Genomic DNA, 16,749 nt, shown 5'->3' on the forward strand with positions numbered 1-16,749 from the left:
AAAAATGCACATTGGGATGGGACAAGCGAGATATAAGGGGCTAGTTAGAAATGCGCTAAGCTGTACGCTGCGTTGTATTGTTTTAAATCTCCAGAGGGCCAAAACAATTAAAAAAGAACTAGACGATTTACAGACTAAATACGCCTAAATTTTGCCTAAAAGGCAAAAAATGGAACAAAAAAGGGTCAATATGCCTATAAATACGCGAAAAAAGTGTTTTTTTTGAAAAAAATGATCAAAAAAACAGGAAAAAAAATTTTTCCAAAAATCTATTTTTTAAAAAATAGATTTTTGATGTAACTAGCGAGATGCAGAGCATAAATGCAAAGCTCTCGATATATATCAGATTTAAGATGTTTGTTCAAAGTTGTGCATTTATGCTATTTAGATTTAATTATTTAATGGGGCTGCTGTAAGGTGTTATTAATTAAGTTTTTGTAACCATTCAGGTATCCCCGTCAAAACTAGATTTGTAAATGTTCTTGACGGGGTTTTAAGTGTTTTTTCTGTTTTCCCTTACTTATTTTAGAGTCTCAATATTTGCACATTTAACGATCTTCCAAAGCTCATTAAGTCCTTAATCTATTATTATACATCCCCCTCTGAGAGGAAAAAATTTAAAGCTCGCTAAACCGCATTTATGAGCACTTTTTTTGCCAAAAAAAACAGGGTGTATACTATGCACCATGAATACAACCTCGACCTTAACCAAAACGTTGACGAAAAAAGCAACCAACACCAATCAATTAGTTGGTTCGGCTCGAGAATTTGTGTCGTCCTATAATGGTGATTTCAAAGCTGCAATTGATATCATTAATACCTTCATTGAATTAACAGTTGATTTATCGAATCAAATCGGTCTCAATTGCCTCAATAGCAGTATTCCACCTTCTCAAGATAAGAGGAAAACCAAGAAGATTAAACCTGATTGTAAAGTGACTAAGGATGGTTCTCCGAAAAAGAAACAGGGTGGTCAATCAGGACATCAGGGCGTTACGCTTGAGTTAGTCGATAACCCTGATGAAACCATAAAAATATCCGTTGATACGTCAACATTACCCCCTGATGACTACCATGATATCGGCGTGGAACGTAGGCAAACCACTGAAGTTGTGATCACTAAAATAGTCAGAGAGTACCAAGCTCAAGTGGTGATTAATTCTAAAGGAAAAATATTCATAGCTTCTTTTCCAGAAGGTGTCACTCATAAAGCACAATACGGTTCATCTATTAAATTAAATGCAGTCTACATGGCTATCTTTCAACTAATACCTTATGACAGATTACAACAACATTTTCATGAGCTCTACAATGTTAATATCAGCAAGGGTACCTTGTATAACTTTCAGGAGTTGGCATTTAAACGTTTAGACAGATTTGAACAAGCAGCTAAGCACGCTTTAATAAACGGTAACCTGATCTATGCAGATGAAACAGGTATCAATGTCGGTGGAAAAAGAATTTGGCTGCACAATACTTCAAATGAACTATGGACACTGATGGTTCCCCATGAAAAACGGGGGAATAAAGCCATGGATGAAATCAACATCTTGCCGCATTTTGAGGGGGTAGTAAGCCATGACTATTGGCGTGCCTATTTTAAATATATGCAGGCAAAGCATTCGCTGTGCAACGCTCATCATTTAAGGGAATTACTCCGTGCTTATGAACAAGATGGGCAAACATGGGCACAAAAAATGCACCAATTTTTAACTGAGCTTAATACAGAAGTTATAGCAAATGGTGATATGTTATCCAGTGAACGTCAAGCAAAAGTGCATCAACAATACCAAGCACTCCTCAAGCAAGCTGAAATTGAATGCCCTCCACCGCCTACGGTCTCGCTAGAAAAGCATGCAAAACCTAAAAGAGGGGTTGTAAAACGGAGTAAAGCGCGAAATTTATTGGAACGGTTAATCAAGCACCCTGAAGATGTCTTGCGATTTATAACAGAGACGTTGATACCTTTTACCAATAATCAAGGTGAGCGAGATATAAGGATGACAAAGATTCATCAGAAAATCTCTGGATGTTTTCGTTCAATGAAAGGTGCTGAGATGTTTTGTCGCATACGCAGTTATATCTCTACGTGCCAAAAACATGGCATTACAGTTTTTGCCGCATTGGAGTCTTTATTCATGCATAATACATACCCAAAATTTATTCAGGATGTTATTGATAAAATGCCGGCACCTGAATAATTACAAGTTTTTTTTATAGTGAGGAAAATATTTTTTACAAAAAATAAAAGAGCTTATTGTTTAGCGAGCAAAAAGATTTTAATGAAATGTTGCTAAAGTGAACAACTAATCAATTAAAATTTAAGGCAGGGTTGTATTTTATCAATTAAAGCTGCATTATCTGTATTGTTCTGATGTTAAAAATTTAATAGCACATAAAACAATTAAAAACCATAATATACTAACAATAATCGACTCAAAGGTAATTTTGTATGCAAAATACATTTCCATTATTTTATAAAAACCCAGTTGTACTTAACACGCAATCGCACACCGAATTAGCAATTGATACACAACAAAAATACTCATTTGCAGAGCAGTCACTTTCAATTCCTGTTGTTGCTTCAGAATTTATGCCTTTAATAAGACATTATCCTATAGTTTTTACTCAATCAGATACACCTACAGCTGTTGTAATACTAGGTATAAAACAAGGCCAAAATTGTTTTGTGCAAAATGGAGAGTGGAAAGCTAATACTTATATTCCTGCTTATGTAAGGCGTTATCCATTTATTTTTTTTGATTCTAAGACAGAAGCCGGCTCTAAACAGTTTTTAGCGGTTGATATTGATGCTGAAAATGTAATTATGAAAGACAGTAGTTTACCAGCAGATAGGCATCTTTTTACAGAAACAGGGGAACAAACAACGTTACTTCAGACTGCGTTAGCTTTTTGTGAAAATTTTCATCAACAAGCTATAATTACACAAGAATTTATTGCGGCTTTGCAAGCAAACAATTTATTAACGCCAAATACTTTAACAATGAAAGAGGAAGGCGGTAAGGAGCACAAAGTGGATGGATTTGCTTTAATTGATATAGCTAAATATCAAGCTTTATCTGAAAGCGTTATTAATGAATTTCAGCACAAAGGGTGGCTTGCGTTAATTACGTTGCAAATTGCCTCGCAACAAAATTGGCAACTTTTATTTGAAGAAAACAGAAAGCTAGAATTATCTTATGGTAAGTAAATGATAAAATTCTCTATAAATTAAACTCGAAGTGATAAACATCTATTAAAACAATAGATGTTTATTTTGAATTTGCATAAATCCACTAAACAATATCACGATTATGGTTAGCTTGAAAACATAAAACCAAAAAGGGGGTGATTCTTTAGTTCCAAGGGGTTGCACCAACTAATTGATTAAAAATAGAAATATCTAGGTAAACTTTTATGCAAATATTTATTAAAATTCGGTCATGGTTGATTTCTAAGCTTACAAAGTTACTTTGTTTAGAGTATATAATTAAATTTAGATAAGCAGATTTGATTGTTAAGATTTAAAAAAAACAAGAAAAAGTGGTTATATTTTAACAATGATTACTTGCTCAAATCAGTTGACTAAATTTAAACATGCAATAGTATTTATTAGGTTCCAAGTGTTAACATTGCTAAAGAATTAAGGAGTAGAAAATGACTGCATTTGATGAATATTTTGAGGCGAGTAGGTTAGAGCTCATGGCAAATCAATTTAAGGATTATGTACAGCATCCTATTGAAATAATGTTTTTACGTGAAAACGAAAATTGTAGCCATTATCGGTGGAAATTTTCCGACAGTGTCCCCCTAGAACAACGCGGTGTTACGGATTTTAGGCGATTAATGGGGAAGCTAATTGAAGATTTTATCGATTATAGAAAGCAGTTTGATGTATTGCCAAATAATGAAGGTATCGTTCATATTGACTCTGGAAATTTGTGGGTTGAGTGGATTAGTGATGGCGGTACTGAGTTATCAAATTGAAAATTAGTGATTAATCAGTGGTGAATTATTATTGTGCATAAAATTATATTGTAATTTATTAATATCTATAATGAAAATTAAATTATGCTATCCCATGTTTATGACTTTATAATTCAAAATTACATAAGACACTGTTGTAAAAGTAACCTAACAAGATTATAAAATCGATTTTATATCGAAATTTCCGTCTAAATAATTTATAATGCATGATGTGTCCCCATAGTTAAATGGATATAACAAGCCCCTCCTAAGGGCTAGTTGCAGGTTCGATTCCTGCTGGGGGCGCCATACTACTTTAACTTTCTTTTAAAATTTTAAAAAATAATTAAAATTTCATCTACTTATAAAAACCCCTTTTAATTAATTTTCATTATAATGAATAATATTAAACATCAATTTACGCACGATTTACGCATGGGATTACGCAAAAGAGGTTGTGATGGCTAGTATTGTTAAATATGAGAATGGGTATCGAGTACATATAAAGATTAAAGAACATAGGGAATCCAAGACATTTAGAACAAAACGCGAGGCTCAAGAGTGGGCCGCATTTCGAGAAACTGAAATTCGCAATCAAAAAAAGCTATTACCTGGTGAAATACACACATTACGCGATGCGTTCAGGAAGTACGCAAACGAAATGACCAAGGGTAAAAGCAACCCAAGGTGGGAGCAATTAAGAGTCGCTAATCTTGAGTCTCAAAACCTACCGATGGATTTACCAATTTGTGAGATAAATACAAACCATATATCAACATTTAGGGATCATCGCCTTAAAACTGTTTCAGCTGGCACAGTACTTCGTGATTTATCGCTATTATCATCAATATTTGAAGTCGCTAGGATTGATTGGTGTTGGATTATAAATAATCCTGTAAAAGATATTCGAAAGCCGCCATCGCCCAAACATAGAGATAGAGTTTTGACGATATGGGAAATCAAGGCGATGTTAAGGTCATTAAAATACAATTACAAAAAGAGACCCCAAGCAGCCATACATTCAATTGCACATTGTTTCTTGCTTGCACTGCGAACAGGTATGAGGGCAGGGGAGCTTTGCTCTTTGACATGGAATAATGTACACGAAAATTACGCATATTTACCCATGACGAAAAACGGCAAGCCAAGAGTTGTGCCATTGTCTAAAAAAGCAAAAAAAATCATTGATAAGATGAAAGGTTGGGATGATGAATCAGTTTTTGGACTTAAAAAACAAACTCTTGATACTATGTTTAGGCGATATCGTGATTATGCCGGCTTAAGTGGATTTACGTGGCACGATACTAGACATACAGCAGCTACAATGCTAAGTAAAAAATTGAATGTATTAGATTTATGTAAAATGTTCGGTTGGACTGACCCTCGCATGGCTATGATTTACTATAACCCACATGCTTCGACAATTGCGGACTTATTGAATACATAATTAAATGACACTGCAAACTAGAGATAAGTCAGTTTGCAGTTGCTCACCCACATTAACAGGCCCTTAAGTACTTTAAAATTTCAGCACCTGTGATTTTTCCATCCACTGTTTTTATTTTCCCCTCTAAAATTTTCCGTTTTAAAGTAGGGTAAGAGACACCCAATTTTACGCAAGCGTCTTTGAGGTTGTACAGCGCCCAAGTCTCAAATGCTCGTTTAGCTCCCTTTTCAGCAGCCTTAGCTAGCAATTCTTCTAGCTCAAAATCTTCTAGTGTATAAGTCATAATTTATCCTCAAATAAAAAAAGCCACCTAATTGGTGGCTTTATTACATAATTTGTTTGCATATTAAATTTATCTTTCAAAAGGCGGTATGCTTATTTTGGTATGATATTTTAATGAACCTACAGAATATGCAACACTAATAAAATAATCACCTAGCTCATCAAATTCATCAGAATTTGATATTTGAAATGAATCTTTATACTTAGGGGGGATAACACCCTTACTAGCTAATTCCACAAATGAATCAACTGAAGGTACCAGTTCGAATAAGTCCTCATTATTACCAACTATATCGACTGATAGCTCTTTATCTAAGGTGTTTTCAATAGTTAGCATGGTAGATGTATATGTGATTTTAAGTGGTTGGTTTTGAGATTTAATCATTTCAAACTCCTATTAAATTTAAAGTGTAAATAAATTCATATTAACACACATCATTCAAAAAGGAATATCCCCACTATAGTCCGTATAGTTGTCATTGCCTTGACTTGACTGTTGCCCTTGCTCGCTGCGACCACCTACCATCTGCAAAGTGCCGTTAAAACCCTGAACGATAATTTCAGTCGTATAGCGCTCAACTCCCTGTTGGTCTTGCCACTTACGAGTTTGTAACTGCCCTTCAACGTACACCTGCGAGCCTTTCTTCAAGTACTTCTCGGCGATTTCAGCCAATTTGCCGAATATTACTACCCTATGCCACTCAGTCTTTGACTTTTCCTCGCCTGTTTGCTTATCTCGCCAAGTTTCACTTGTGGCCAGATTCAATGTAGCAATAGGGTCGCCACTTTGTGTACGTCTTATTTCAGGGTCTTGCCCCAAGTTGCCAAGGATAATACATTTATTCACGCCTTTACTTGCCATGTTTTGCCTCTAATTTAAAATTTCAATTTGATTATAATCAAACTCAATTAGTTCATCGTACTCATCAAAAAAATGAGATGCAATTTCAAATGACTCGTGTTTCATGTGATAATAGATAAAATCATAAACACAATTATTGTCATCATAGTAATCCGCATCTAAATCTAACTCGACAATCATCTTATTGATTTCATCTAAAACATCAGATTTATTATTAATAAAGTAACCAAGTGGACTATCAAAATCAGCTTTTGCTTTAAACAAAGCATCTTTTACTTGTGATTTCTTTAAGCAACCAATTTCATATCCAGCACAGTTGTAACCATTTTGCGTCTGCCATACAATCATAGAAATTAAAGACTCGATTGAAGTAGCAATATCACCCTCAAATATGAATAAATCATAATCATTCTTAAGCTGGGTTATTTCCATGATTAACCTCCTCAAATATCTCTTTCATCAATTCATCAAAGCTTTTTCTGCGATTATCTAAATCAAAGTCGCTAGGCTCTGACCACTCGCCGCTTTCTGGTAAAGCGTTCAAATAATCCTCGCAACGCTTCATAAACTCTGGCTCTTGTGGGTTACGTCCGCATTCAACGCCACTCAGATAGCTTGTTCTAACATTTAAATCTTTAGCCATTTCACCTAGTAGGACATTTTTACGTATGCGTAAGGCTCGAATTTTCTTACCCCATTCGGTAAGACTACCTCCAAAGTTATAAAGGTGCGCATTTCTTAAATCGCTCATAGTTACCTCAAAATTTAGATATAAAAAAAGCGCCATTGGCGCCGTTTCTGTTACTTTTTTAGATTATTTTTCAACACAATAAACAAAATAACTCCGATTATAATTTTTACTAATAGCATTAATCGTTCGCTCCTTTGCTGTTTCACAACTAGCCACTGAATCAAATTCAATGTTGTGGATTGTGTCTTGGTTATTTCCTAAACCCAATAACATGATGATTAGAATTGTTTTCATCGTTTCACCTCTTTAAATAACCAAACCTTAATAACATTCTTTTTTGTTCTTGAATTACAAAAAAAGTCATTAATGGCTTTATCCTCATAAAATGATGTTTGAGCAATGTTAAAAACGCTAGTATTTAAGTGATTGGCAATCCCCTTTAGAATTTCATCACTTGAATAATCAAAACGTTCAACTTCATAACATGGCAATTTAACAATAATGTCATCATCGATTAATGCTGTGCGACTTGGAATGATTAGTTCCAAATTGTAATTAACCCAATTAACCAATTCATCAGCTCTTAAAAACAAATTTAAAAATTTAATTAGCCCATAAATTGGTATTACAGTGATAAATAAAAATAAAAGATACAAATAGAACAACAATGTAAAGCACAAGCCCGAGCACAAAACCCTTAACCTAAACAATCGAACAAAATTATAGAAGTATTGCATAGTCACACCTCTTAACCCATAAAACTTCTTGTTTAACTTTGGTACCGCGATACGCACTAATGCGTGATGTCTTAGTGAACTTGTCAAATCCATTTAATAAGTCGTTGTACAATTCAGATTCATAGCCACTAATCACAACAGAACCCTTCAACTGCTTAGCTAACTGCAATAGTTCGACATGCTCTGACTCAGTCATCTCATGGTCGCATCTGCGATTAGTCATTACTCGAGTCGAGTGCAAATAGGGTGGGTCTAAGTAATGCAATGTTTCTGACGTATCGTGTTTTTTTATCACATCGATAGCGTTTTTATTTTCGATAATTACCCCTTGTAATCTTTCGGCTACAGATTGAAAATTGCTAGGGAACCTCGCCCAAAGGTGCGCTGGAGTCGCATACGCACGTTTACTGTCACATCTAAAACCTGACGCGCCTTTACTGCCACTCGCACTGCCAAAACCCATGCAAGCGCGAATAACAAAACGTCTGGCCAATTCGATTGGCTCGTCTGCATCATCATAGGCATGTAAAAACTCAGCTCGTGAGTAAGGAGTCAAAGCGCATAATTCAGTTAATTTATTTCTACTAGCTTCATCACGTAGCACCTGAAAGAAATTGACTACATCAGATGACAAATCATTGTAGACTTCTGAGTATGAACGTTCTTTTTGAAGTAAAACATTAGCTGCGCCGCCGAAAGGCTCAACGTAAATTCGGTGTTCTGGAAAGTGACCGATAATCCACTTAGCCAATCTAAACTTGCCACCGTGGTACCTGACTGCAGGATGCTTCATTCATCCTCCTTATCTTTCTTTGTAACAATCGATTCGCTTTCAATGACAAAACCAATAATTTTGCCTACATCAATACAACCAGCGATTGCCGCGACTTCTTTTAAATCGAATTTCTTACCTTTTTGCTGAACCTCGCTATATAAGCTGACCAATGGTGTTTGACTTAAATCGAGGTAATCATGAAAGCCCCAATTTTTATCAATATCCTCATAAATTAGTTTCAAGCCGCCCTCGGTAAAAGTGCCGTCATCAATCAAGTTTTGGTGATACTGTTTAAATTGCTCAAAGCTCATTTCTATTTTTAAAATCATCAATTCCCCCAAATCACAGGCATAAAAAAAGCCCATAAGGGCATACGGTGAAGCGCATAAGACTGTATTTATACGCTAGGGTGGTTAGAGTTGTTCTTCGAATGTGCGGTATTCTATGGCATTAGGATAATCTTTACTCAATGATTCTTCAGGAGAGTAAAAATCTGAATGACAAAGACCGTATTCGTCTCTATAAATCGCATAATGCCAAATCTTGGTTTTGATTTCTTCGAGTTTGAAAAGTCCTACGTTTTCATGCTGAGATAATTCTCCCTTGATACATTCACGAAGAATTACATCAGCCTCGTAGTATCCTATGAACTCATATTCTTTGCCGTCTTTCATTACTATGTCACAGTTTTTGAAATTAGCTTGTTCAGGTACTAAGCGATACTTTTTGCTGTCGATTTCGATTGTTTCCATTTTTTGCTCCTGTTTTTTGAATAGGTGGGTTAGGTTTATGCAATCATCAAAGTATTCAATTTGGCGTGAGGATCGATATTTTTTACCTATCCCATAATAATTGTGAATGCCTTGATACTCACCATTTAGTTTTTCCCTTAACAAATCTAAATCAATTTCATCAGAATATTCAACAAACCATTTTTCAGGCAAATTGTCGAGAGTATATAAGAATAAATGTGTTACGTTTTCTAAATGCTTAACGTATTCAAAATAATCTGTACAACAAATGCATGTATTGGATTTAACGGCGTAATATTTACAAATCTTATCAACTCCGTTTTCATAATAAAATTCATATTCTTTATTTAAAGCCTTATTTAACTTATCTAAATCAATATGATTTTTATCATCAGGTAATTCAACATACCAACCGATTTTGGGTAATTCAGTCATTTTATGTCTCCATCGCTTGTTTGATTAGCATGTCGATTTCTTCTGGGGTTTCTTTTACTGCTGAATAATCGTTAGCTTGCATTTCTGATGTGACTAACTGAGTATAACTTTCACGGCTAAATTTGACATAAGAAACGATATGATTAACATTCACTCTCATCTTTGCATCTTCGTGTGTACCTGTTGTTAACGTGATAAACATAACTACTCCCAATTTTTGACATTAAAAAACCCCTTTCGGGGCTAGTGGTTATACTGGAATACCGTCATCTTGGTCTTGCATTGCGTTCTGCAAGTCGCATTTATGCAAGCTATAAGCTTCACTGGCTTTGTCTAAATGCTCAGACGAATTGGCAAAAATAGCAGCCGCTTTGCTGTAGATTTTGTCTAGCGTTGGAATGTCGCCAATCGTGATGATATGCTCACAGAATTTTAATAGGCGGTCATCAAGATTGATTTCCTCCACAACAGTTTGAGTTTCGTGGTCGATAACATCAGAAGTTACTCCAGTCAGCAATTCATCAACTGATTTTGTTTTGTTGACTGTTTCAGCTCGTGGGGTTACATCCTTGATTTCGTTACTTTCTGGCTCAAGTTCGTCTGGAGTGTAAACACCAAGCAATACTTCAGGGCAATGTAATCTCGCCCAGCGTTTAACTGCTAAGTACGCTAATTGCTGTTTAGGGTCACTCGCCCACAATGTTGAGTTACGCACCTGTGCTTGGCTTAAAAGTAACTCAAGCACTCGCGGCTCGCTTTCGCCTTTCATAGTTGCAGAGACTCGAACACCTAATCCTCTTTCATCAGCCAAAGCCCAACCAGGCGCAATATATTTATTCCCTTTTTGAGACATTTTTTCAACAAAGTTACCGATTACTTTCTGCCAATTTCCAAACCATTCATAATTAATTCGGTCTTTTGTTGGCGACATTGAATTAATTAGAGCGTTTACGAGTTGAGCCTCATAACCCAAAGTACCATTAATTAAATGGGTCTTTTGTGCTACGACAAATGGGTCCATTCCCCAACGCATAGCTTGCATTGCAATAGCCATACAGTCAGATGGATTACCCATTAAATGAGTAGGCAGTGTAGCTTTTCCTGAAGCCATAATTTCAGCAAATCTTTGCAATTCACCGAAGTTGGACGGCATAAACATGCTCATTGCAGTACCTTGAGTTTGTGTTGTTACGTTATTCATATTTTCTCCTAGCCGAGTACGGCATTGTTAATTCTTCAATATCAAACCAAGCATTATTTTGCTTAGCTTCTGAAAGTGTTCTTAAGTTTTGACGCCACAGCATTGAGCCTGCGTCTTTCCAATCCTGCTCAAGTTCAAATACTCGAACAGGGTATTTGCCGCCGTTAATGGTTTCACTGACAGCTAAGAAAACGAATCTTGGCCATTCGCCAAAGATTTCATGGTAGCCGTGCGAGTAGTAAGCGTCTTGAACGTGATAGCGATAGTCCTCAACGCTGTACATAAAACGATTAATATCAGCTGTTTTCTTAACATCCAGTATTATTGGCGCGTTCTCAATTTGACGGTCAAAGCGAGCTCGACAGGTTTCTCCTGTTTCTTCGTCTTGCCAATAAATCGAACGCTCACTATGCCCCTGAGCTTCTAACAATTTCTTAGCAACTGGATGAGCGAATACAGAATCGCGCATCAGCATCAATTTCTTGTATTCCTCATCAGTCATGATTGTTATGCCGGCTTGCTGGTGCTCCTTGATGAATTCGGCTTCTTCCTGTCTACCTGCTTTGGTCATGCGATTGACTTTTGGTGCAAAAACGAATCGGCTTTCAAACTCATCAGGCTCAAGTAGCAAGCAGTGAAGCGCTGTACCCATGTCAAAAGCCTTTAGCCTGTCAGTATCAACAGGCGCTTTCTTGTTCCATAAATAGACGCTTGGGGATACCGCAATCAAATCTAGCTGCGACTTGGATATGCCCTCGCTTGAGTGATACTCCTCGTTTGACAAATTGTCATAGATACCAGTTTTCATGCCGACTCCATTTTGAATTCGCTGAAATCTTTCTTAGCTTTGAAATCAGCTAGTTTAGATGTGAATTCATCATGTAGTTGACGAATCTCAAGCGGATAACTATCAAGCGATTCACCTATTGAACTTTCGATTGCCTCAGTAAGATTCACGGCTATTTCTTCCGAGCGATTCTCGATGATTCGCTCATCATTGATTTTCATTAGCATGATTCCCCCTCGCTAATTAAACATTCTGGACGCTCAAAACCTGATTTTTCGAGCGTGTTTACAACAGTATTAACTCGACAAATGATGTAATCGCCTGTTTTGAGTGCCTGAATGAAATTTGCGTGCTTTGATTTATCGTAAATTACAATCATAGGCCTACTCCTAAAAGTAAAAGAGCTAGATTCAACCAAGACGCAGTCGCACTGGCGACCGCAAGGGATAGGACGATATCTCTAATCATGTGTTCACCTTGTGATGCAGATACAAATCAAACATGTCCGCAAAACCCTCATCAGTGTTAGAGAAAGGATGAAGACCGCCATTTAAAAACAAATAAAGGAACTGTTTATCAATTTTGAATTTCATAAGTACCTCAATAATTTACTGTTACATGAGCTACTTCACCTTTAACGATAGCCTTTAGAATCTTGACTGCTGTGTCATAATCCAGACCTTGATCTTCCAAACTTACGACTGCCGCGCGGTTTATCGTCCTCCGGTGGTCTTCATTAGCCTTTCTAGCATCCTCGGCTTCTTTCTCTGCTTTTTCTTTAGCTAACCGAGCATTTTCAGCATCCTCTTGCTCTTTTTTGAGTCGAGCAATTTCGGCTTGCGCCTTTTTATTAGCCTCATCAATTGCTTCTTGAGTCTTTCTTTCAGTTTCAGCCGCCTTTTGTTGAGCACGCAACTTATCATTTTCAGCTTCTTGAATTTTTAAATCAGCTTGATATTTAGCTTCAGCTCTAGCTTTATCTTCTGCTTCTCGTTGTAACTTTTCTTCAGCTGCTTTCTTATCCTGTTCAGCTTTTACTCTTTCTTGTTCACGTTTCAAGTCGAAAAGCTCGTTCATTTGGAGTGCCTCTTCATGACAACGCTCAATTTCTTTTTTCAGCTCCTCAGCCTCTTTCTTGGCTTTTTCTTCCGCTTTTTTGCGTTCCTCTTCGGCTTCATAAGCGGTTAAAGGCGCACGCACGGCAATCGCTAATTCCTCAAATTTATCTTTGAAGAAATTACGTGTTGTATCAACTTTCTTCGGTAGAAGTTTCAATTCAGCTGCCTCAGCTTTGCCGATTTCTTCCATTTTTGCCTTAATCTTTCGGATTAAAGCCGCTTGAGCGCGACACTCAGCACGACCTTTAGCCGTGTTCATATCAAATACAAGCGAACTAAAATGATCCTTAACTCTGCTTAAAATGATTTCAGCTTCGTTATTCTCATTTTTGAATACGTCCAATGCTGTTTTTTGCTCCGGCAAAACAGTTAATGCTTGGACGATATCAACTTCGTTAATCTCAACCGTTTCCAAATTAGAAACAGTTGCGTTTGTTTCAATAGTTTCAGTAGTCATAATTTGCTCCAATAAAAAAGCCCTCGGTGTGAGGGCTGTAAATTAATCGTCTATGTAATCCCAATTATCGTCATACCCATATTCTTTAGGGTCTTCATCTGGGTGTTTAATTTTGAATGCAAACGCAGTCCATTTTTTCTTGTCTTGTTCAGATTGTTCTGACCATGATGGTGCAATATCTTGTTCTAGCATATTGCCGTTTTGGATAGTATAAGTTCCACAATTTGAGCCTAAATCTTCATCTGCAAATTTGGCTGTGATTTTTTCATCAGGGAATTTTAATGAAAGCGCTTCGATTATTTTTAATGGGTGAGCCCATGCGGTATCGAAAGTTACACTCGTCGGCGTATTCTTCTCAAGAGCTTGGTCATATGCATTCCATTTGGTATCCCAATTTTTAATTTTCCATTCATACCAATTGTAATAACCAGTCTCTTTCTTTGCTTGTACAGAAAGCATTATTTCAGCTACTTGCTTTTGAGTGTATTCATTCTTTAGCAAATACTCTTCAGTTATCACGCCCTTAAAAACACCTTTTGCATGAGGTGTAATACTCCCAGAGGCTGTATTTTCTAGTATTTCAGGCATCTTTAGCACATTATTAAAGTCAACAAACCCCTCGTCATTTAAAAGAGATTGGATAACTACTTCGCTAGATTCAATAATATTTTTAACATGATTTGGCATGCTGGTCTCCTTATTTTAGGCGAAAAAAAACCGCCTCGAGGGCGGTTCGTTTGATTATGCAAATACTGATTTTTGGTACCAACCCAACCGATTAATCTCGTTTGCATTGATAATGTAATTTGGAATAGGGCGATCACTTTTAATTCTCGCTTCTGGTCTTACTGTGTCTCTTAACGCTAAATCAGCAAGCTGAACAGCTTTCTCAACTCTATCAACTTGCTTCTGTGATTTGTGCTTGAATAGCGCGTCTGCTTTTTTAGCATCTCGTTTCAAGCGAGCCTTAGATTTTAGCTTCATTCCAAACCCCTTTGTATTTCATGCTTGAATCAATATTTCGCCAAGTTTTATCAGATAGAACCGCAATTCGTTTGCAGTTTCTTGTATTTGTATCTGTAACTTTATACAGGCATAAAATAGTTTTTCGCATCGATTTTAGCTTTGATGCTGCTTTCTTGGCTGCTGTAACATTATCAGCAGCAATTAGAGTACCTTTCTCAGCTCTACCCATGTAGTCGATTACTTCTTCAATATAAAAGTTATTCATATAAATCCCCATTAAAAAGCCCACCGAAGTGGGCCAACAAAAAATACTAACAGCGAACTAATCACCAACCCCCGTCAATGATTATCTAAATACACTCATAAATGCATTTACATAAGCATGACTTTTATCACAATTAAAGTGCCTGGTTATTTATGCACATCAGGCGGCTGTGCTATCCTCAAGATCCCAACAACCTTAGAGGAAAATTATTATGGAAACTAATGTAGAACTTAAAAAAAATATTGAAGAGCTAACTCTTAAAATTGATGCTTTAGAATTAATGAATGTGCAAATGGTGAATATATTGACTGTAGCTTTTCCAGAATTTAAATTAAATGTTCAAAAATCACTGAAAAGTAATTTAAGCATTAATCAAAGCTCACCAACCGCACAACAAGCGATCAATCATTTAATTGAGAGGCTAGACTCTATCACTAAGATTATTGATTCCTAGTGCATAAATAACTCCAGTGCTTTTAATGGTGCTGGAGGTTTCTGCTTGTGCAACTTGACAGCACTTACAGCAAATTTTTGTTGCCTCAATTTCTTCAAGCAACTTTCTTAGCTCACTTATATCAAGGGTTAATACTAATTTTGCTACTTGAGTTTGATCTTCCATAGTCACCTCAATATAAATTGGTTATACAACACACGCACCATGCGTATGCTCAAGCACTTAGCCGAAGCCCAGCCGGTAGATCTCACCGTTGTTAAACTGTTATACGATTTGTTAAAGAGCGAAAGCAGTGGGTTGCTTTATGCTATGAATAGTACATTATGTATTTATATAAGTAAATACATAATGTACTAATTTATTGTAAATTTAATACATGTTGTTTTATTTAATTGATTTGTATATGATTTGAGTATTGAGGAATTTTTGTAAACGTGAGTTAGATCACGAATTTTTGAGGGCGGTGGGGAATTGTGGACATAAAAAAACCACCGTGTGTAGGTGGCTATACTAAATTAATTCAAAAATACAAATTCCATAATTTAAGCATCATCACTTCCTGCTTTTGGCGTATTATCAACACTCATATCTTCTATTACTAATGTTTGACCTGTGTTTATTTTTGAGACGGTTGATTGGGATACACCCAAAATGACGGCTATTTTTTCTTGAGTTATTGGGTACTTAGATAACTTTTCAACGGCTTCTTCTCTAGATAAATTAGTATCAGGGGTAAGTGTGATATTAATTCCGTCCTCATAAACATCATGACGACCTTTTTGAGTAACAGAATAATTTTCTTTGTCTTGTATATCTATCAAACTCCCATCTTTTAATGAAGCAGACTTTACATCGCGGTCATACAATTCACTAACTTTTTTTTTCATTTCTTGTTTTGTTTGGTTCGTAATTTTTTCAGGTTTAATTGATTTTGTTGCGGGTAAATCATCATTTTGTTCGTTGCTCATATTTATTACTCCTTAGACAGTTTTAGTATACAAACAAACATTAACCTAACTATTTATATTTGTTATTAACTCATATAAATTGAATTTTAAATCTCATTGTCAAACTAAAGAATCAAAGAGAAATTCACAGTCCTATTAATAATTTCAGCCTCATCAAGATCTGCTTCTTCTGGGTTATACGCTGATTTATCAATTTCTAATTGATTTATTTATTAAATAAAGTCATGAAAGCAGGTTTTCCTGTAATTGCTAATACACCTATGAAACCAGCGACTAAAAACAAAGATACGATAAAAATTTTAAATCTTATACTACAGGAGTCGTTATCTTTGTAAAAATAATAGGCCTCTTTAATACAACGAGTAATAGCGATGTAAGCAAATAGAAGATAGCCAAAAACTGAAGCCATGGCTAGAACTATATAATTTTCAAACAAAGTAAAATAAAGGAACAAAAAACCAGCACAAATAACACCAAAAGAAACCATCTCAGATGCGCGTAAAGCTATAAAGTCTAGTAAATTTTGGTTTTTATATTTTCCTTGAATCATTTTTTGTCCTTTATTCCATTTAGTTACCCCCCCCCC

27 protein-coding genes and 1 tRNA gene are annotated in these 16,749 nt (G+C 36.0%); 6 read left to right on the plus strand and 22 right to left on the minus strand.

The features are described from left to right. Positions 1–686 precede the first annotated feature (686 nt). From tnpC to BMW37_RS14130, 5 genes are all read left to right on the plus strand, one after another. Positions 687–2,201 (plus strand): IS66 family transposase, encoded by a 1,515-nt coding sequence (gene tnpC, locus BMW37_RS14110; RefSeq protein ID WP_093322478.1) that lies wholly within the window; start codon positions 687–689, stop codon positions 2,199–2,201. A 251-nt stretch (positions 2,202–2,452) separates the two neighbouring features. Then, complete coding sequence (locus BMW37_RS14115) at positions 2,453–3,211, plus strand: SapC family protein (RefSeq protein WP_093322480.1); 759 nt, start codon at positions 2,453–2,455, stop codon at positions 3,209–3,211. A gap of 446 nt (positions 3,212–3,657) precedes the next feature. Then, the gene (locus BMW37_RS14120; protein ID WP_093322483.1) at positions 3,658–3,987 is read left to right on the plus strand and encodes a hypothetical protein; all 330 of its coding nucleotides are present in this window, start codon (positions 3,658–3,660) and stop codon (positions 3,985–3,987) included. A 213-nt stretch (positions 3,988–4,200) separates the two neighbouring features. Further along, positions 4,201–4,275, plus strand: a tRNA-Arg gene (locus BMW37_RS14125). Positions 4,276–4,426: 151 nt separating this feature from the next. Continuing rightward, a complete protein-coding gene (locus tag BMW37_RS14130; protein ID WP_093322486.1) occupies positions 4,427–5,413 on the plus strand; it encodes a tyrosine-type recombinase/integrase in 987 nt (328 codons plus the stop codon). Between the two features lie 52 nt (positions 5,414–5,465). Here the strand turns inward: BMW37_RS14130 and BMW37_RS14135 are convergent, their stop codons facing one another. The 19 genes from BMW37_RS14135 to BMW37_RS14215 form a co-directional block, all read right to left on the minus strand. Beyond that, positions 5,466–5,696 carry a hypothetical protein gene (locus BMW37_RS14135; RefSeq protein WP_093322489.1) on the minus strand — a complete coding sequence of 77 codons (231 nt, stop codon included), beginning with the start codon at positions 5,694–5,696 and terminating at the stop codon, positions 5,466–5,468. Positions 5,697–5,765: 69 nt separating this feature from the next. Then, positions 5,766–6,080, minus strand: a complete 315-nt coding sequence (locus BMW37_RS14140) for a hypothetical protein (protein WP_093322491.1) — start codon at positions 6,078–6,080, stop codon at positions 5,766–5,768. A gap of 54 nt (positions 6,081–6,134) precedes the next feature. Further along, positions 6,135–6,557 carry a single-stranded DNA-binding protein gene (ssb, locus tag BMW37_RS14145; protein ID WP_093322494.1) on the minus strand — a complete coding sequence of 141 codons (423 nt, stop codon included), beginning with the start codon at positions 6,555–6,557 and terminating at the stop codon, positions 6,135–6,137. A gap of 9 nt (positions 6,558–6,566) precedes the next feature. Then, a complete protein-coding gene (locus tag BMW37_RS14150) occupies positions 6,567–6,989 on the minus strand; it encodes a hypothetical protein (RefSeq protein ID WP_093322496.1) in 423 nt (140 codons plus the stop codon). Next, the gene (locus BMW37_RS14155; RefSeq protein WP_143047676.1) at positions 6,970–7,308 is read right to left on the minus strand and encodes a helix-turn-helix domain-containing protein; all 339 of its coding nucleotides are present in this window, start codon (positions 7,306–7,308) and stop codon (positions 6,970–6,972) included. The genes BMW37_RS14150 and BMW37_RS14155 overlap by 20 nt, the downstream gene beginning before the upstream one ends. Before the next feature lie 63 nt (positions 7,309–7,371). Continuing rightward, positions 7,372–7,542: a hypothetical protein gene (locus BMW37_RS15230; protein ID WP_177168687.1), complete on the minus strand. Its 171-nt coding sequence runs from the start codon at positions 7,540–7,542 to the stop codon at positions 7,372–7,374. Beyond that, entirely contained in the window at positions 7,539–7,796 is a 258-nt protein-coding gene (locus BMW37_RS15005; protein ID WP_177168688.1) for a hypothetical protein, read from the minus strand. Before BMW37_RS15005 ends, BMW37_RS15230 begins: the two co-directional genes overlap by 4 nt. Positions 7,797–7,968: 172 nt before the next feature. Then, the gene (locus BMW37_RS14165) at positions 7,969–8,778 is read right to left on the minus strand and encodes a DNA adenine methylase (protein WP_093322506.1); all 810 of its coding nucleotides are present in this window, start codon (positions 8,776–8,778) and stop codon (positions 7,969–7,971) included. Beyond that, positions 8,775–9,089 carry a hypothetical protein gene (locus BMW37_RS14170; RefSeq protein WP_093322510.1) on the minus strand — a complete coding sequence of 105 codons (315 nt, stop codon included), beginning with the start codon at positions 9,087–9,089 and terminating at the stop codon, positions 8,775–8,777. The genes BMW37_RS14165 and BMW37_RS14170 overlap by 4 nt, the downstream gene beginning before the upstream one ends. An 84-nt stretch (positions 9,090–9,173) precedes the next feature. After that, entirely contained in the window at positions 9,174–9,947 is a 774-nt protein-coding gene (locus tag BMW37_RS14175) for a hypothetical protein (RefSeq protein ID WP_093322512.1), read from the minus strand. Between the two features lies 1 nt (position 9,948). After that, positions 9,949–10,149 carry a hypothetical protein gene (locus BMW37_RS14180; protein WP_093322515.1) on the minus strand — a complete coding sequence of 67 codons (201 nt, stop codon included), beginning with the start codon at positions 10,147–10,149 and terminating at the stop codon, positions 9,949–9,951. A 48-nt stretch (positions 10,150–10,197) separates the two neighbouring features. Beyond that, complete coding sequence (locus BMW37_RS14185; protein WP_093322519.1) at positions 10,198–11,148, minus strand: RecT family recombinase; 951 nt, start codon at positions 11,146–11,148, stop codon at positions 10,198–10,200. Further along, the gene (locus BMW37_RS14190; RefSeq protein WP_093322522.1) at positions 11,141–11,956 is read right to left on the minus strand and encodes a PD-(D/E)XK nuclease-like domain-containing protein; all 816 of its coding nucleotides are present in this window, start codon (positions 11,954–11,956) and stop codon (positions 11,141–11,143) included. Before BMW37_RS14190 ends, BMW37_RS14185 begins: the two co-directional genes overlap by 8 nt. Then, positions 11,953–12,162: a hypothetical protein gene (locus BMW37_RS14195; RefSeq protein ID WP_093322524.1), complete on the minus strand. Its 210-nt coding sequence runs from the start codon at positions 12,160–12,162 to the stop codon at positions 11,953–11,955. The genes BMW37_RS14190 and BMW37_RS14195 overlap by 4 nt, the downstream gene beginning before the upstream one ends. Then, positions 12,156–12,314, minus strand: coding sequence for a hypothetical protein (locus tag BMW37_RS15235; RefSeq protein ID WP_177168689.1), 159 nt, complete (start codon positions 12,312–12,314; stop codon positions 12,156–12,158). Before BMW37_RS15235 ends, BMW37_RS14195 begins: the two co-directional genes overlap by 7 nt. A 221-nt stretch (positions 12,315–12,535) precedes the next feature. Beyond that, positions 12,536–13,510 carry a hypothetical protein gene (locus BMW37_RS14200; RefSeq protein ID WP_093322527.1) on the minus strand — a complete coding sequence of 325 codons (975 nt, stop codon included), beginning with the start codon at positions 13,508–13,510 and terminating at the stop codon, positions 12,536–12,538. A gap of 42 nt (positions 13,511–13,552) precedes the next feature. Next, positions 13,553–14,197 carry a DUF1281 family ferredoxin-like fold protein gene (locus tag BMW37_RS14205; protein ID WP_093322530.1) on the minus strand — a complete coding sequence of 215 codons (645 nt, stop codon included), beginning with the start codon at positions 14,195–14,197 and terminating at the stop codon, positions 13,553–13,555. A gap of 54 nt (positions 14,198–14,251) precedes the next feature. Beyond that, complete coding sequence (locus tag BMW37_RS14210; protein WP_093322532.1) at positions 14,252–14,494, minus strand: hypothetical protein; 243 nt, start codon at positions 14,492–14,494, stop codon at positions 14,252–14,254. Next, entirely contained in the window at positions 14,478–14,741 is a 264-nt protein-coding gene (locus BMW37_RS14215) for a hypothetical protein (RefSeq protein ID WP_093322536.1), read from the minus strand. Before BMW37_RS14215 ends, BMW37_RS14210 begins: the two co-directional genes overlap by 17 nt. A 211-nt stretch (positions 14,742–14,952) precedes the next feature. On the opposite strand from BMW37_RS14215, the gene BMW37_RS14220 reads away from it, so the two are divergent. Beyond that, positions 14,953–15,195: a hypothetical protein gene (locus BMW37_RS14220; protein WP_093322539.1), complete on the plus strand. Its 243-nt coding sequence runs from the start codon at positions 14,953–14,955 to the stop codon at positions 15,193–15,195. Here the strand turns inward: BMW37_RS14220 and BMW37_RS14225 are convergent. From BMW37_RS14225 to BMW37_RS14235, 3 genes are all read right to left on the minus strand, one after another. Next, positions 15,163–15,360 (minus strand): hypothetical protein, encoded by a 198-nt coding sequence (locus BMW37_RS14225; RefSeq protein WP_093322541.1) that lies wholly within the window; start codon positions 15,358–15,360, stop codon positions 15,163–15,165. The genes BMW37_RS14220 and BMW37_RS14225 overlap by 33 nt on opposite strands. A gap of 377 nt (positions 15,361–15,737) precedes the next feature. Then, a complete protein-coding gene (locus BMW37_RS14230) occupies positions 15,738–16,163 on the minus strand; it encodes a hypothetical protein (RefSeq protein ID WP_093322544.1) in 426 nt (141 codons plus the stop codon). Between the two features lie 205 nt (positions 16,164–16,368). Beyond that, positions 16,369–16,749, minus strand: a 381-nt coding sequence (locus tag BMW37_RS14235; protein WP_218139540.1) for a hypothetical protein, incomplete at its 5' end; no start/stop codon positions are given.

The sequence above is a fragment of the Thorsellia anophelis DSM 18579 genome (genome assembly GCF_900111395.1).
In the GTDB taxonomy this organism is placed as follows: domain Bacteria; phylum Pseudomonadota; class Gammaproteobacteria; order Enterobacterales; family Thorselliaceae; genus Thorsellia; species Thorsellia anophelis.

Excerpts from the sequence above, each read along its gene's own strand:
- tnpC (WP_093322478.1), top strand. The coding sequence starts at position 687 with ATGAATACAACCTCGACCTTAACCAAAACGTTGACGAAAAAAGCAACC.
- BMW37_RS14115 (WP_093322480.1), top strand. The coding sequence starts at position 2,453 with ATGCAAAATACATTTCCATTATTTTATAAAAACCCAGTTGTACTTAAC.
- BMW37_RS14120 (WP_093322483.1), top strand. The coding sequence starts at position 3,658 with ATGACTGCATTTGATGAATATTTTGAGGCGAGTAGGTTAGAGCTCATG.
- BMW37_RS14130 (WP_093322486.1), top strand. The coding sequence starts at position 4,427 with ATGGCTAGTATTGTTAAATATGAGAATGGGTATCGAGTACATATAAAG.
- BMW37_RS14135 (WP_093322489.1), bottom strand. The coding sequence starts at position 5,696 with ATGACTTATACACTAGAAGATTTTGAGCTAGAAGAATTGCTAGCTAAG.
- BMW37_RS14140 (WP_093322491.1), bottom strand. The coding sequence starts at position 6,080 with ATGATTAAATCTCAAAACCAACCACTTAAAATCACATATACATCTACC.
- ssb (WP_093322494.1), bottom strand. The coding sequence starts at position 6,557 with ATGGCAAGTAAAGGCGTGAATAAATGTATTATCCTTGGCAACTTGGGG.
- BMW37_RS14150 (WP_093322496.1), bottom strand. The coding sequence starts at position 6,989 with ATGGAAATAACCCAGCTTAAGAATGATTATGATTTATTCATATTTGAG.
- BMW37_RS14155 (WP_143047676.1), bottom strand. The coding sequence starts at position 7,308 with ATGAGCGATTTAAGAAATGCGCACCTTTATAACTTTGGAGGTAGTCTT.
- BMW37_RS15230 (WP_177168687.1), bottom strand. The coding sequence starts at position 7,542 with ATGAAAACAATTCTAATCATCATGTTATTGGGTTTAGGAAATAACCAA.
- BMW37_RS14165 (WP_093322506.1), bottom strand. The coding sequence starts at position 8,778 with ATGAAGCATCCTGCAGTCAGGTACCACGGTGGCAAGTTTAGATTGGCT.
- BMW37_RS14170 (WP_093322510.1), bottom strand. The coding sequence starts at position 9,089 with ATGATTTTAAAAATAGAAATGAGCTTTGAGCAATTTAAACAGTATCAC.
- BMW37_RS14175 (WP_093322512.1), bottom strand. The coding sequence starts at position 9,947 with ATGACTGAATTACCCAAAATCGGTTGGTATGTTGAATTACCTGATGAT.
- BMW37_RS14180 (WP_093322515.1), bottom strand. The coding sequence starts at position 10,149 with ATGTTTATCACGTTAACAACAGGTACACACGAAGATGCAAAGATGAGA.
- BMW37_RS14185 (WP_093322519.1), bottom strand. The coding sequence starts at position 11,148 with ATGAATAACGTAACAACACAAACTCAAGGTACTGCAATGAGCATGTTT.
- BMW37_RS14190 (WP_093322522.1), bottom strand. The coding sequence starts at position 11,956 with ATGAAAACTGGTATCTATGACAATTTGTCAAACGAGGAGTATCACTCA.
- BMW37_RS14195 (WP_093322524.1), bottom strand. The coding sequence starts at position 12,162 with ATGCTAATGAAAATCAATGATGAGCGAATCATCGAGAATCGCTCGGAA.
- BMW37_RS15235 (WP_177168689.1), bottom strand. The coding sequence starts at position 12,314 with ATGATTGTAATTTACGATAAATCAAAGCACGCAAATTTCATTCAGGCA.
- BMW37_RS14200 (WP_093322527.1), bottom strand. The coding sequence starts at position 13,510 with ATGACTACTGAAACTATTGAAACAAACGCAACTGTTTCTAATTTGGAA.
- BMW37_RS14205 (WP_093322530.1), bottom strand. The coding sequence starts at position 14,197 with ATGCCAAATCATGTTAAAAATATTATTGAATCTAGCGAAGTAGTTATC.
- BMW37_RS14210 (WP_093322532.1), bottom strand. The coding sequence starts at position 14,494 with ATGAAGCTAAAATCTAAGGCTCGCTTGAAACGAGATGCTAAAAAAGCA.
- BMW37_RS14215 (WP_093322536.1), bottom strand. The coding sequence starts at position 14,741 with ATGAATAACTTTTATATTGAAGAAGTAATCGACTACATGGGTAGAGCT.
- BMW37_RS14220 (WP_093322539.1), top strand. The coding sequence starts at position 14,953 with ATGGAAACTAATGTAGAACTTAAAAAAAATATTGAAGAGCTAACTCTT.
- BMW37_RS14225 (WP_093322541.1), bottom strand. The coding sequence starts at position 15,360 with ATGGAAGATCAAACTCAAGTAGCAAAATTAGTATTAACCCTTGATATA.
- BMW37_RS14230 (WP_093322544.1), bottom strand. The coding sequence starts at position 16,163 with ATGAGCAACGAACAAAATGATGATTTACCCGCAACAAAATCAATTAAA.